The sequence below is a fragment of the Metapseudomonas resinovorans DSM 21078 genome, from assembly GCF_000423545.1.
GTDB classification, from domain to species: Bacteria; Pseudomonadota; Gammaproteobacteria; order Pseudomonadales; family Pseudomonadaceae; genus Metapseudomonas; species Metapseudomonas resinovorans.
Window position 1 is genome coordinate 116,787 of record NZ_AUIE01000008.1, and the last position, 13,762, is coordinate 130,548.

The following is a 13,762-nucleotide window of genomic DNA, read 5'->3' on the forward strand; positions in this document are numbered from 1 at the left end:
CTTCAGTAGTCAGTGATCCTCGCGCGGCCGGACCGGTTTGAGCTGTTGCAACCGGCTGCGGGTGCGGGAGAAGTCCATATGGGGTTTGCCCCGACAGAGGTCGTCCAGGCTGGACTCGCTGACCAGTAGCAGGCGCGTACCGGCGTCGTAGGCGATATCGATCAGGTTGACGAAGCGCTGCTGCACGTCGATGGCTTCTTCACCCAGGCAAGGCGCGGTGCTGATGGCGAGATGGCGGAAGCGTCGGCTCAACCAGAGAAAGTCGGCACTGGAATGGGGCCGGCGGCACAGTTCGTCGAAATCCAGCCAGGCGCACTCCCCCTCTACCGCCCGCAGGCGCAAGGGGTGGTGGTTGACGGAAATGACTGCATCACGCTCGGCGGCTGAGGTCAGCCCCAACTGGCGTTCAATCCAGCCCTCTTCAAAGGCCGACGAAGGCCAGCCATAGGAACCCCAGGACTCGAACTCCCCGCGTCGCAGGCGGTAATCCTCCCCGCCATCGAGGTTGAGCACGTCGAAGCGCTTTTCGATCAGCGCGATCGCCGGCTTGAATCGTTCGCGATACAGCGGGTTCGGACAAAGGCCATCCGGGTCATAGTTGGACGTGCAGACCATGCCGACGCCCTCCTCTACCAGCACCTTGAGCAGGCGCCCGAGCAGCACGGCGTCGCCGATGTCATGGACGTGGAATTCATCGAAACAGAGCAGTCGAGTCTCCGCCGCCAGCGCCCTGGCAGCGAGGACCAGCGGATCGGGCTGCCCGGCGAAGTTGCGCATGCGTTCCTGCAATTCCTGGAGGAAGGCATGGAAGTGCACGCGGCGCTTGGCGGACAGCGGCGCGGCGCTGAAAAAGGCATCCATCACGAAGCTCTTGCCGCGCCCTACTCCGCCCCAGAGGTAGAGCCCGGCGGAAGGGCGCCTCAGCCAGGACTTTTTGCCAGCCAGAAACGACTCCAGCCATTGGCCGAGGTGGCCAATGGCTGTGCGTTGCGCTGCGTCGGCCCGGTAGCCCCGGGCCTCCAGCAGTGCTTCGAAGTGCCGTTCGATGCGCCGGCCGACGGCTTCGGCCTGCCCATCGAATACGGGCTCCCTAGAAGTCAAAGAACACCGTTTCCCCTTCTCCCTGGATGCGGATGTCAAAGCGATAGGCCAGCTTGCCATCCACCTCGCAGCGGCGCGCCACCAGCGTTTCGCGGCGTTGCGGCTGCTCGATCAGGTTGAGCACCGGATCGGCGGCGTTGGCGGCGGACTCGTCATCGAAATAGAGACGGGTCTGCAGGTGGATGTTGATGCCGCGGGCAAACAGCGACACGTTGATGTGCGGTGCCATGGGCACGCCGGCAGCGTTCTTCACCACGCCCGGCTTGACCGTGTGCAAGGTCCACTCGCCGGCGTCGAAGGTGGTGGCAGTGCGGCCGAAGCAGTTGAACGGCTTCTCCAGGTCGAAGGCGCTGTCGTAGACGCCTTCATGGTTGGCCTGCCAGAACTCCAGGAAGGAGTCGCGCACCAGGTGGCCGTTGCCGTCGTAGACGTTGCCCAGCAACAGGATGTGCTGGCCGGGGGCATCTGCCTTGGCCATCTGGCTCCAGATTTCCTGGTCGCGGGTCGGGTTGCCGGCCGCTTCCAGGGCCAGGCCGATGTGTACGTAGGGGCCGGCGGTCTGCGAGGGGGTTTCCGGCAGCAGTTCGATAGGCATGCGGGCGTCTCCTCAGCGGTTCTCGAAGTGGGTTTTGCGCTGGCCGCGCAGGACGATGTCGAAGCGATAGGCCAGGCAATCCATGGGAATGGCGTTGCTCATGTCGAGCCTGGCGATCAGCGTCTGCACCGCATCGGGGTTGGCGATGCTCTTGACGATGGGGCACATCGGGATCATCGGGTCGCCTTCGAAATACAGCTGGGTGATCAGGCGGGTGGAGATGGACGGCCCGCTGACGGAGAAGTGGATGTGTGCCGGGCGCCAGTCGTTGGGGCCGTTACGCCAGGGGTACGGACCCGGTTTGATGGTGCGGAAGTAGTAATAACCGTCGCTGTCGGTCAGGGCACGGCCGACGCCGCCGAAGTTCGGGTCCAGGGGAGCCAGATAGCGGTCGTTCTTGTGGCGGTAGCGGCCGCCGGCGTTGGCTTGCCACATTTCCACCAGGGTATGCGGTACCGGCTTGCCAAATTGGTCGACAACCCGGCCGGAAACGATGATGCGCTCACCGATGGGCAGCCCGCCGTTGTTGAAGTTGAGCAGCAGGTCGTTGTCGTGCTGGCCCATCTTCAGGTGGGAGAAGTCCGGGCCGCTGGTCTCGGAAACAGACTGCGGGATGCTCACCAGCGCCTGGCGCGGGGAACGGGCAACGGACGTCTTGTAATCGGGCGTGAAGGCTTTCGGGTGCCAGTTTCGGTCACGAATGACGAAACGGCTGTTTTCCGCATCGGACATCACGGTTTCCTCTTTTTTGGATTTGTCGGGCGGCCCATGCAGGTTGTGCGAAAACTACTGCGCTCGGTGATGCTGCAGGCCGTGGAGCGCAGTTTCATCCAGTAGAGGCCAGCGGAAAATTGAAATCCCGCCCTTCATCCATAACCAAATGGTTATGCTAGGCGCCCTTCACGATAGTCCCGAGCCGCCTCACGCAAGGTTTCCACCGCCCACTGCGCGGCCAGCGAGAGGGGCAAGGACGCATTGCTGCAGATCCCCACCGAGCCGCCGGGTTCCTTGAACCCCAGGTCCAATTCCACCAGTTCGCCGCTTGCCAGATCCAGGCGCACGGCGTCCAACGGGGCGATCCACACCGCATCGCCGCTCTGCACGTAACGCCGGCTCAGGGCCAGAGACAGGGTTTCCAGACGCTGGCGCGGCGGACTGATGCCGCTCTGCACGAAGAAGCCATCGGCGTGCTTGCGGATGGTGGTGCCAGCGAGCGGCAGCACCAGGGGGAAGCCGTCCAGCGAGCGGCGGTCAGCACCCTCTTCCAGCAACGGGTGACCGGCCCTGACCACCAGGGTCATGGATTCGCTGTACAGGTGTTCGAAGGTCAGGCCGTGGATCTCGGGGCTGTCGGTCATGCGACCGACCACCAGATCCAGTTCGCCCACCCGCAACTGCGACAGCAGATAGGCGCCCGGCCCCGTGAGCACGCTGACCACCAGAGAGGGATGACTCTGGTGCAAACGCTTCACCACCTCGGGAACCAATAGCCCTTCGACGGTGGACAGGACACCGAGGCGAACTGTGCCGGCGGCGTACTCGCCTTCGCGCAGGCTGTTCACCCCGTCACGCAGGGCCTGCACGCAGGGCCCGGCGTAACGCATGAAAGCCAGCCCCGCCTCGGTCAGGCTGGCGCCGCTTTTGCTGCGGTCGAACAGGCTGGCCTCAAGGACTTCTTCAAGCTCCTTGAGGGTCTTGGAGATGGCCGGCTGGCTCACCGCAAGCTGGTCCGCCGCACGGGCCAGACTGCCCTGGCGGGCCACTTCGAGGAAGCACAGCAGATGGCGGAACTTGATGCGGGTATCGATGTTCAACGGTGGGGTCCCGGTCCTTTGACGTCTTGCTTGCGAAGGCTAGCGCAAGGACGGGCTGCTGGGCCATGGCCGATGCGCATAGCGCACGGGGATCTCAGACCGCGCACACCTTCCCGGCCAGTTCCACACGGCCGAAACGTGCGCCCGCTTCCAGCGGAGTGATAGCCAGCAGGCGATCCATGCGCACGGAACAGGGACCATCCTCCACCTCCAGCACGAAGAACTCTTCCTTCTCCGCGCTGGTGTGGGTAGTCAGCGCCCTGGCCTCGAATCCGCCGCCATCCACCAGTTCCACCCGCAGGAGGTAGCGATAGAGGCAGGCGATTTCCAGCAGGTCGTGCAGGTCGCAATCCAGAGGCTGGTACATGGTTGACCTCCTCAGCAGCCTTGCAGCGGGATGATGGAATAGCCCTGCCGGCCGATGACCTCGGCCACCTGCGGATTGGCGATCTCGCTGTGGCAGAACAGGCATTCGCTGGCGGCGATGTCGGCGTCGTGCACGCCCTGGTCGGCCAGCCATTCACTGGCGTACTGGCTGGCCTGGAGCTTGTCGCCGCCGCTGGTGAGCACGTCGAAGTGCAGGTAGCGGCCATCGCGGGTACGAACATGGGTATCGAAGACTTTCACCTGCATGTCGACGCCCTCCTCACTTCAGGTCGGCGATGGCGGCGCCGAAGTTGATGTGCAGCACCTGGCCGTCCACGACCAGGGCGGGTACCGACTGCACACCGGCGGCTTCTGCCTCGGCGACACGTGCGGGGACCTCGCCCAGGTGCACCACTTCCACCTTCACCTCAGGGGCAAGCAGATTGAGCAGGGTCTGTTCAGCGGATACGCAGACCGGGCAGCCGGCGTGGTAGTAGCGAGCGGTAGTCATTTTCGGTCTCCTGGTTAGTTTGGTATCGAATCGATACGTTATCCAGATTACCTGCGAACACCCCTTTGTCAATATAGTTTTTACTCGATACTATTTATCGACGGAGGTGAACATGACGACCCTATTCGATCTGTTCGAACGACTGACCAGCCTGATGCGTATCTGGCACCGCGAGCACCCGCTGCTGGCGGACCTGCAGCCCGTGCAACTCAGTGCGCTGGAATACCTGGCGCGTTGCAACCACTACTCGGACACGCCGCTGGCCGTCACCGACTACCTGGGGCTGACCAAGGGCACGGTGTCGCAATCCTTGAAAGCGCTGGAAGCCAAGGGGCTGATCGAGAAACGCCAGGACTTGCAGGACAAGCGCAGCGTGCACCTGGACCTGACGCCTGCGGCGCGGGAGCTGCTGGCAACGGTGACGCCGCCTGCATTTCTGGCCCAGGCCCTGGCTGAGATGGGGCCGAACGCTGCGGCGTTGGAGGCGTTGCTGGGCGAGCTGTTGCGAACCGTCCAGCGTCAGGTGGACGTACCGGGCTTCGGTCTGTGCAAGACCTGCCGCTTCCACCAGCAGCGGGATGGGGAACCCTTCTGCGGGCTGACCCGGGAACCCCTGAGCCGCTCGTCCATCGAACTGATTTGCCGCGAGCACCAGCCTTGTGAGGATGCGGCCTGATCAGGCCTTCCGGCTGCCGAGATAGTCCTGCGCCTTGAGGCCGACGAAACGGCGACCGGGGTTATCTCCGGCGGCCCATTCCTGCGGACTGAAAAGCTCGAACAGGCCCACCTTCACCAGCGTCGGTACGGCCAGCTCCAACTCCCGCTCGACCTCGCCCCGCTCACCCTGGTTGTACCGCGCCACGTTCTGCAACATGGCAGCCACGGTACCAGTCTGCACCCGGCTACCGTCCTTTAAGGTCACCGCGGGCAGATGCTCGCCGTCCGCGAGGATGCGGCTGTTGACGCCGGCCAGGTCGGGGTCATGGCTGTAATCGGTCATGGCGTTGCTCCTTGCAAGTCGTCCGCGCAGGCATTGCGCCCCTCAGAGATGGGGGCGCAATGGCGTCAGACAAGGGGCCTCCCTGCCCCAGGCGTTTCAGGCGACCTTCGGGAAGAGCTCGCGCCCCTGGTCCAGGTACTGATCCACCAGCCACTTGCCATGGGCGATGGAAGCCTGCTGTGCCTTGTCCAGGTCCGCGAGGAAGGAATACTTCACCGGCAAGGCGATGCGCCGGGTGCTCTGCCCGTCAGGCGCGATGATGTGACAACCGGCAGCCCAGGGCGTGGGAATGCCCGGGTGCTCGAAAACGTCGGCGACGATGGTGTGGTTGCGATGAACGCATTGCAGGGTACTCATGGGGTCTACCTCCGTTGAAGGCCCGGGGCCACGGGGTCGGCAGGCCTCGCGGGCGTGGCGGGAAAGCTCAACTTGAGGTTGGCACGTGCCATGCCTTGCTCACTTCCGGATATAGCACAGCGACCTGACCGGGACGTTTCACCTGACCAAGGGTCACGCGATTGGCCTCCCGGATTCGCGCGAATTGGCTATTGGGGGGCGAATGAATTGGCTCTGCGTTAGCAGTTGCGAGAGATTTACCAGCGCGCCGAGAGCCTTGTAGGAGCTGGCTTGCCAGCGAAACGGGGCCATTCGCTGGCAAGCCAGCTCCTACGGGCAATCCACCGCCCGACAACAACCAATGCACACATAGCAAACGAGCGCGCACCAACACGAACAGCGCCCACCGGGCCCTGCCCAGAAACCAAAAAACCACCGAACAAGCCACCCCCATCCATCAGCCGACCCCGACCAACAACCACGACCGCAACAGAGACCCGGAAAAGCAACAAACGAACAAAGGAAAAAAGGAGAAAATCCGCAACAAGACCCACACCGCCGCACACCACCAATCCGCACACGCGCACAGCAGGCGGGGAACCCCAGCAAAAACACCACACCGCACACAAGGCGACAAACCACCGCACGCGCAGGAAAACAAGCTGGCGGCCAAAGCGCGCCACACAGGCCGAAAGAACCGCCCGGAACAAGAACAACGGCAGGCGAGCCGGCACACCCAACCACCACCCACGACACACAACAAAAGAAGTAAGCGCAGAACGCGGTAAAAACCCAAGCCAAAGACCCAAAAACCCAAGGCCCAGAGGAGCGCCAAGGACCAGCAACCGTACCGCCGCACAAAAACACAGTCCCGCCATCGGAAAACACGCCCCCCACCCCGCCCGAAAAACACGCCACAAGGGCGAACAGCGCCAGCCCGCCCAAAAAGGTGGAGGCCGCCCCCACATCGCCGAGCGAAAGCACCACAACGGCGCCCACAAAACGCGAAATAAACGCTGCGCCGAGCGCCCCGTCGAGAAAAATACAGAAAGCAGCGAGGCACACCAGCCAGGCAGGGCGAAACCCCCCGGTGAAAACCGCCAACACCACAAGGCCGACGGAAACACAGGCCAACACCAGAAAAGCACCAGAACAGCACAAATCAAAAACACACGTAAACAATGCCGCAACAACCTGGAAGGCCAGGGCGGCACACCCCAAGACACGCCCGCCCACCCCGACAACACCAACACCCGAACCAGCAACACCGAACCACACCAGCAGCGGACCCAAGCCCAACACGACCAACACGCCTACCGGCAGGCACGCCTCCGACCAGGCAGCCACAAGCAACCGCACAAAGCCAATCACCGCGGCGGCATGCAAAAGCACACAGCCACTCCCGACCAAGACAACCAGCACCACCCCGCACACAACAACCCACACCAGGAACGCACAAGCAAAAACCACAAGCACACCAACCAGCGCCAGCCAAGCAACAACGGCCCAGCCGACCGCCAACAGGCCCGGCTCGCAGACGACCATGGCCAGGCCGAGCCCGCAAGAACACCCCCAGAAATCGCCGCACTAACCGATCGCCCCACGACACAGCCGGATCGACACACCCAGGGCAGGGGGACGCACCCCAGCCACCAACGCGGCCCTCTCCCACAGGACCACGACCACACGCACAACGACAACACCCAGAGAGAAAACGCTCCACTGGCCCCAAACCACAAAGCCACGCGCGGCCAACGCCAGGCCGACCACCACAACCGCGGCACCCTGCGAGACATAGCGGGCAAGCGCATCAACAGGCCCAAGCTGACGAGAGAGGCCCCCAGCCCCAAGCACGAGCGCCCCGAGCAACATGACAACCGGACACGGATAGCGAACAGCCAACCGGCGAAACAAACCCACCAACCAAATCACGAAAAAACAACAATCGAGAACAAAATGCAAAACAAAACACAACGCCGCAGGGACCCCGCGACCACGCCGCACGACGGAAAGCACAAAGCAAGCCGAAACTCTGCCCCCAAGCATCCAAGCCGGAAGCCGCACCACCCCCTCCGAATGAAAGACCCACTGCTGCACTACGGCGTGCAAACAGCGGCACTACCCCCAGGAGACCGAGCGCCAGCAAAGAACCACGACCCACACGCAAGCAAGCGCCAACAAGCCGCCGACACCAAAACTAAAACTCACGAAACACCCAACACAAACACAACAAATCAAGAACCCGCCAAACTGCACAAAACAAGCAACCGCACCCCCAACCAGCGCCCGCGCAGCAACGACCACCGGCACTGCAAGACCTAAGGCCTCGCCATGCTGACCAAACACACCAGCTCCGAGAACCCAACAAACAACAGCAACCAACACAACCACCGCCCGGCCACCACCGAGAACCACCACAGCGAGCCGGCAGACGCCAACGCCATCAAACGCCCCAACCAAACCAGCAACGAAAACGGACTCAACAGACCCCAGCCGCAACGCAGCGAAAAAGCCCCCAACAGACAACCCCAGAACCCCAACCCCAACGAAACCCGGCCGCAACGGCCCAAGGAAATCCAAACCACGCCACGCAGCGCGGCGAGAAACGACAACGCAAAAGCGCCGTCCGAAGAACTGAACAGCAACAGCAGCAAGCCCGCCCCCAAAAGCCCAAAGACCAAAAAAAAACGACACAAGACGCCCGACCCCAGCCGAAACAAGCCGCACGGCAACAACACGGACAATTCAGCCCACAACAGCAGCGAACCGGTCGGCGACGCCGACCAAGACCCCACACAGATGCAACCCGCCAACACCAGCAAAGCCGCCGCAAAGGCCCATACGACACAAGAACCAGACAAACGACGAACCCCAACCACGGCCCGAGCCAAGAACGAGGCCAACAAGACCGACAACCCAGCGACCCCATCCAACTCCAGAGTGATAACATTCGCAAACGGACAAGAGCACAACAAGCAGCCCAACACCCCATAACGCCAGGAAATCAAACCCACCACCCACAACCCCTGCAGAACAAAAATCACCCGGCACAACAGGAACCACAAGAACAGCAACAACCCCAACCACCACACGCCCACCGATCCCCCCAACACGGATCACAAGCCCGCCAAGGCAACAGCAGCCAACCCCCCGAAAGCGAGCAAACGGGACAGCCAGGCCAACCACCACCAGAACAACGACAACCGCCCCGCCACCCCGCCCAGCCCCCCCACCAACACCAAGACCCACCAACCACCCAAAAGGAACACTCCGAGCCAACCCGCGCTCAACGACACCGCACCCACTGAGCAAGCCAACGGCGCGCCCGAACACGCCGGTCCCGAAGCCAACAAGCGCAAGGACCAAATCGACAACAACGAGACCGACGAACTCATCCACCGGCAGAACCAGCAATGCCTCGGCAACAACACCGAGACGCGCAACACCGTACGGAAGAACCAGAAGAACGAAAACGAAACGCTCACAACTGAGCCCGCAAGTTTCGCCCGCCACAGCGACAAAAAAAACAAACGCATCCGCAAACACCAGCAAAAAAACCACGAGGCATTCACCACGCCCCAAAGCACCAACCACCTCCAAAACACCCATAACAAAGCCGAAAGCGACGCCAACCCCGACAACATCGACAGCGCCACCAAGGCCGAGCAGACACACACCACCCAAGGGGAAGACATCCATCAGCTCAACGAAAAAATCAACGCCAGCGTCGACAAGCAAAAGAACGGCAGAAAGCACACCCACGAAACCCTCGCCAACCTCGAAGATCACCACCAAACAACGAACAGCAACCAACCCAAAGCATACAAGACCAACCTGGCGATCCAACCGCCATCCAAGGACGGCGACACCGCCAAACAGCACGACCCAAACACCACAACACGGCCCATCCCCAGCAAACCCCACGAACAAACACCGGACAGCACAGACAAAACATCCACCCCCAACGCCAGCCGAGCCAGGAACCAACTCAACCCGAAGGCCGACAGGGGCGAAAAGAGCGCAACCAACAACATAACCGAACCCGGCCCCCCGACAACCGCGACCAAATAACGCCACCGCCCGATCAACACAAGCCCGACACCGCTACACAAGTCCGAACCGGGGCAACCCAGCGACCGCGACAAGACCTGCACAAACACCGCAAAAGACAGCAACCGCCCCCCAACAACCCAGCAGAAGCAAACCACGGGAAAGAGCGGCGGGACCGAACCCGCCAAAATAGCGCCAGACAGAACCGCCTACACCCTCAGGACCGAGACCTATACGCCAAAACCACGCACGAACACCCCAAAACACAACCCACAACCCAAGGACGCAAGCAAACACAGAACAAGCGGCATCAAGCGCACCACCGACAGAAGGCCCCCGAAAGCCGAAGACAGCCAGCCGACCCACCGAAGCCCCGAACGGCCCCCCTGGACCGCAGAGGAAAGCACCCCACCAACGACAAAGCCACCAACGCCAAAAAGCAACAAAACCACGACGACCAAAAACGAACGAATACGCGACCCCAACCAGATCAACACACCGCCGAGCCACGCCACAGCAAAAACCAGCCAACCGATAAAAAACAAGGACGCCCGCAACCACACCAACCAAGCCCACCCAGAAGAAGCAAGGATCAGCAACAAGACGGCAAAGGCACCCACCAGAACGCCACCGCCCAAGCAAAAACGGAACAAGCAAAGCTACGCGCCAAGCGAGCACAGCACCAGACCGAGGTGCAAGCGCCCCAGCGACAAACCCGAAAAACACCCCAGAAAAAAACAAAACCGAAGAAAAAAACACCACCCCAAGAGAGAACCCGCCCACAGAGAGACCCACACAGGGCGGCCGGCACCAGCCGACGGCAGACATCCCAGAGGGGCACCGAACCCGAAAGCCAGAAAAGAAACAACCCAACCACGGGAAAAACCGCACGAGCCCTGGCCGCCCACCCAAACACACGGGGAGACAACCTAGCCACGACACCGAAAACCACAACACGCAAGAACCACAAAAGCGTCCCCAAACGAACAGTGCACAACAAAAACCGCCGCCAGTTACGCTGCGACCAAGAACCCGTGAGCGGAAACGCCCAACCGAGCAAAATCATGTACCGCCAGCCCGAAAGCAGCAGACCAAACACGAGCGCCAACGCGAGCCGGCCACAACTACCGATAGGCCACACCCCCGGCCATCAAGCAGTCCGCCAATCCATCAGCCCGCAACCAGAACTGGACACCCACGACCAGCTAAGGAAAGAAGCAAAACACCAGCGCGCACAGCCCCACTCCCTCCACCTCAAAGGCAAGACGAAAGAGAGAAAGCGCCTGACACACACACGGAGCTTCAACCAGACCGTCACCCAGAGAGACAACCACAGCGGCAGCCACACCGGCAGGCGCCGCACCGGCAACAAAAGCACCAACCCCACGCCCAGCGCGCCAGCACCGAGCAACACAGAACCCAGCACCCCAACCACCAAGCAGGCGAACACGGCAAAGGTCGCCACGGCACAAAAGCGCACAACCGCCAACACCGCAAGACCGCGACCCACCACAGCCACAACCACAAGCACGAAAAAAACCCCACCCAAACAACGAACGCACACCGACATCCCGACTCGCCTCAGACGAAGCCGGTAACGCAAACACCCGAGAAAACAAACGCGCCCCGCCACCAAACGCACCAAGACCCAGGCAACCCAGCAGAAACGCACAGAAAAAACAAAAAAACCACGAATGACAACGGCGTAGCCGCAACCCATCCCCCCAATCCCCGGAGCACCGCCAACGACCTCCACAGCGCCCCAGTGCACGCCCAAAACAACAAAAACGAAAACCGAGCCAACATCAACAGCAAAGCCAAAAAAAACTGCGCCAACCGCACCAGCACCGCACCCGCACCCAACGAGAAGACACACAACCACGCAAACCCCGACAAGTACGAACCGACCGGAAACGACAACAAAACCGCCCCACCCACCGAGACCACCGCCCGCCGCCAACAGCACGAACACAACCAAGACAAGAAGCGCACACCAAAACAAGCCGCAGCACCAACCAGAACCAACCCCACACCGACCAACCCACCGCACGCTCCAACGACAGCACCGGACGGGACCAGGCTCAACCCCAAGCACCAGCGGGACGCGAGACAGAGCACAACAGCCAGGCGCCGCTGCAAAATCCACGCAGAGAACAACAGCAGCGCCAGGCCCACCAGTAACCACCAACCAGGGCGCAGCCCCAACGACTAGCCAACCTCCAGCCACGGCGGCAGCAGCTCAATAAGAGCCAACCAGCCGACGCACACCGGCAAGCCGGACCCGCGACCCGCACTGAGCGAACCAAAGAAACCAGCCTCCAAAAAACAGCACCCCGCCAGGAACACCAAGACCAACGCCTGAAGCAACAACACGCCACCACCAACAAAAGATAACGCAACGACAAAGCCAATATCCACAAAAACCGACCACAGGCAAGAAAACAGGAAGAAACAAAAACCGCCGAACAACCCGGCAACCAACCCACAAGCCGACAGCTCAAACCGCGAGGAAACCGCCTGCAGATCCGAAATAACGAACCCAACCGGCGGCGCCCGGACACCCGACAAGAACAAAACCAAAGCAACCGCCACCAACCACAAACCCGATGGCCGGGCCGACCTGGCTGCCAGGACCCGCAACGCGGTAGGAGAAACAAACCCACCCGGACCAACCAAGAAAACAAAACCCGCCGCGACGCGCACGCGAAGCAACAATCACGCAACAGCAGCAAAAGCAAAACCCCCAAAACCCTATCCCGAAACACTGAAACGCCTGACCCCCGCAACCACCCCAATACAAAGGGACAACGACATACCAACACCGGAGACCCCAAGCAGCCAAGCAGGAAAGGCCCAACAAAGGACGCCCCAGGAGAAAGCAACAGGAACCCCCAGGCCATCCCCCCCGACCAGATCGACCCCGACCAGCCCAGCCCGAAGCGCATCCACACCTCAAACAACCACCACCAAGCACGGACTGCCGCGGCGGACCGCAACAACGGGCACACGACGCGGACAGGCAACACGCCCAACACCTTCAAGGCCGCCAAGCAACCGCGGGGCCAAACAGACATCGACAACATGCCCCGCCTGGACGAGCAAAAGGAACCACACCACCAGACAATGCGGGAATACGACCGCGGAGAGAAACCCGACGCCAACGCCAAAACCCCCACCGCCGCCAGCCAGAAGCACCTGGAAGACACGAACCCGCGGAAAATCACCAACACCAACCACAAACACGCCCCCGACCTGCCAAACAACAACAAGCACCCCCTCGACGACGCCCAGGCGGACCCGAAACGACACCACGGCAACCACAGCCAGCTCCACCACACACACACCGAAATCACCCCCGACTACAACAGCGACCACCTCTGCGCCGCCAACCACACGCCGATCGAACCGAACAACGCGAAAACCGACCGCAACCAATGGCCACGCACCACCCACAAGGCACTGGACGACAAACTCAACACCAACACCACCGGCGATACCACAAACAACAAGAACCTGCGCCCGGGCAGCACACACGACACCAATACCCGCAAAACACAGGCCCGCAACAACGACAACCAGCTCGCGGCCACCCACACACAACGCCCCCCACGCGCCCCCAACACCAGCAGCAACATCAACGGCGAGAGCCACAAGCAATGAAAGCAAAACACCAAACCCACCACAACCAACCGCCAGGAAAACAAGCGAACCACGCCATCCAACTCGCCAAGCGCCTGCCCCACAACCGAGGCGCCCAAGCCGCACGACGCGCAACTGCCCCCACAGCAGAAAAATCCGCCCAAACCAAAGCGCAACAAGGGGCCACCGACCTACAGGACGGCACCCAACAACGACGAAGAACACAGCCGGCCGCCTCAGCAAGACCGCGAGGCACAGAGGAGGAAAAACAGCCCACGCGATCGCCGGAACGCCCCGACCAAGCAGCACAACGCGCCGAGCACCACCACCCGCGACACATCCGCCGACAA

Annotated in this window: 17 protein-coding genes; 2 read left to right on the forward strand and 15 right to left on the reverse strand. The window is 61.7% G+C overall.

What is annotated here, in order from left to right:
• Nucleotides 1–9 precede the first annotated feature (9 nt).
• The 7 genes from zapE to G559_RS0109230 all read right to left on the reverse strand — a co-directional run bounded on the left by zapE (nt 10) and on the right by G559_RS0109230 (nt 4,387).
• Complete coding sequence (gene zapE / locus G559_RS0109200) at nt 10–1,101, reverse strand: cell division protein ZapE (protein ID WP_028627942.1); 1,092 nt, start codon at nt 1,099–1,101, stop codon at nt 10–12.
• Nucleotides 1,091–1,696 carry a protocatechuate 3,4-dioxygenase subunit alpha gene (pcaG, locus tag G559_RS0109205; RefSeq protein WP_028627943.1) on the reverse strand — a complete coding sequence of 202 codons (606 nt, stop codon included), beginning with the start codon at nt 1,694–1,696 and terminating at the stop codon, nt 1,091–1,093. The genes zapE and pcaG overlap by 11 nt, the downstream gene beginning before the upstream one ends.
• Nucleotides 1,697–1,708: 12 nt before the next feature.
• Nucleotides 1,709–2,428: a protocatechuate 3,4-dioxygenase subunit beta gene (gene pcaH / locus G559_RS0109210; protein ID WP_028627944.1), complete on the reverse strand. Its 720-nt coding sequence runs from the start codon at nt 2,426–2,428 to the stop codon at nt 1,709–1,711.
• Nucleotides 2,429–2,580: 152 nt separating this feature from the next.
• Complete coding sequence (pcaQ, locus tag G559_RS0109215) at nt 2,581–3,510, reverse strand: pca operon transcription factor PcaQ (protein WP_028627945.1); 930 nt, start codon at nt 3,508–3,510, stop codon at nt 2,581–2,583.
• Between the two features lie 94 nt (nt 3,511–3,604).
• The gene (locus tag G559_RS0109220) at nt 3,605–3,877 is read right to left on the reverse strand and encodes a Rho-binding antiterminator (protein WP_028627946.1); all 273 of its coding nucleotides are present in this window, start codon (nt 3,875–3,877) and stop codon (nt 3,605–3,607) included.
• Between the two features lie 11 nt (nt 3,878–3,888).
• A complete protein-coding gene (locus G559_RS0109225) occupies nt 3,889–4,143 on the reverse strand; it encodes a DUF2024 family protein (protein WP_028627947.1) in 255 nt (84 codons plus the stop codon).
• 13 nt (nt 4,144–4,156) lie between these two features.
• Nucleotides 4,157–4,387 carry a glutaredoxin family protein gene (locus tag G559_RS0109230; RefSeq protein ID WP_028627948.1) on the reverse strand — a complete coding sequence of 77 codons (231 nt, stop codon included), beginning with the start codon at nt 4,385–4,387 and terminating at the stop codon, nt 4,157–4,159.
• A 106-nt stretch (nt 4,388–4,493) separates the two neighbouring features.
• Here G559_RS0109230 and G559_RS0109235 point away from each other — a divergent pair, with 106 nt between their 5' ends.
• The gene (locus G559_RS0109235; protein ID WP_028627949.1) at nt 4,494–5,063 is read left to right on the forward strand and encodes a MarR family winged helix-turn-helix transcriptional regulator; all 570 of its coding nucleotides are present in this window, start codon (nt 4,494–4,496) and stop codon (nt 5,061–5,063) included.
• Here the strand turns inward: G559_RS0109235 and G559_RS0109240 are convergent, their stop codons facing one another.
• The 8 genes from G559_RS0109240 to G559_RS0109285 all read right to left on the reverse strand — a co-directional run bounded on the left by G559_RS0109240 (nt 5,064) and on the right by G559_RS0109285 (nt 12,488).
• On the reverse strand, nt 5,064–5,387 hold the full coding sequence (locus G559_RS0109240) for a DUF7709 family protein (protein ID WP_028627950.1): 324 nt from the start codon (nt 5,385–5,387) through the stop codon (nt 5,064–5,066).
• Nucleotides 5,388–5,483: 96 nt separating this feature from the next.
• On the reverse strand, nt 5,484–5,744 hold the full coding sequence (locus G559_RS0109245; RefSeq protein WP_028627951.1) for a hypothetical protein: 261 nt from the start codon (nt 5,742–5,744) through the stop codon (nt 5,484–5,486).
• Nucleotides 5,745–6,053: 309 nt separating this feature from the next.
• A complete protein-coding gene (locus tag G559_RS30310) occupies nt 6,054–7,268 on the reverse strand; it encodes an aldehyde dehydrogenase family protein (RefSeq protein WP_155945693.1) in 1,215 nt (404 codons plus the stop codon).
• A gap of 773 nt (nt 7,269–8,041) precedes the next feature.
• Nucleotides 8,042–8,377, reverse strand: a complete 336-nt coding sequence (locus G559_RS30315; RefSeq protein ID WP_155945694.1) for a hypothetical protein — start codon at nt 8,375–8,377, stop codon at nt 8,042–8,044.
• Nucleotides 8,378–8,468: 91 nt separating this feature from the next.
• Nucleotides 8,469–9,605, reverse strand: coding sequence for a hypothetical protein (locus tag G559_RS30320; RefSeq protein WP_155945695.1), 1,137 nt, complete (start codon nt 9,603–9,605; stop codon nt 8,469–8,471).
• Nucleotides 9,606–10,003: 398 nt separating this feature from the next.
• Nucleotides 10,004–10,393, reverse strand: coding sequence for a hypothetical protein (locus G559_RS0109270; RefSeq protein ID WP_028627956.1), 390 nt, complete (start codon nt 10,391–10,393; stop codon nt 10,004–10,006).
• A 530-nt stretch (nt 10,394–10,923) separates the two neighbouring features.
• Entirely contained in the window at nt 10,924–11,751 is an 828-nt protein-coding gene (locus G559_RS30325) for a hypothetical protein (RefSeq protein ID WP_155945696.1), read from the reverse strand.
• A gap of 230 nt (nt 11,752–11,981) precedes the next feature.
• Nucleotides 11,982–12,488, reverse strand: a complete 507-nt coding sequence (locus G559_RS0109285) for a hypothetical protein (protein WP_155945697.1) — start codon at nt 12,486–12,488, stop codon at nt 11,982–11,984.
• Between the two features lie 366 nt (nt 12,489–12,854).
• On the opposite strand from G559_RS0109285, the gene G559_RS0109290 reads away from it, so the two are divergent.
• The gene (locus tag G559_RS0109290) at nt 12,855–13,433 is read left to right on the forward strand and encodes a hypothetical protein (RefSeq protein ID WP_155945698.1); all 579 of its coding nucleotides are present in this window, start codon (nt 12,855–12,857) and stop codon (nt 13,431–13,433) included.
• Nucleotides 13,434–13,762: the final 329 nt, after the last annotated feature.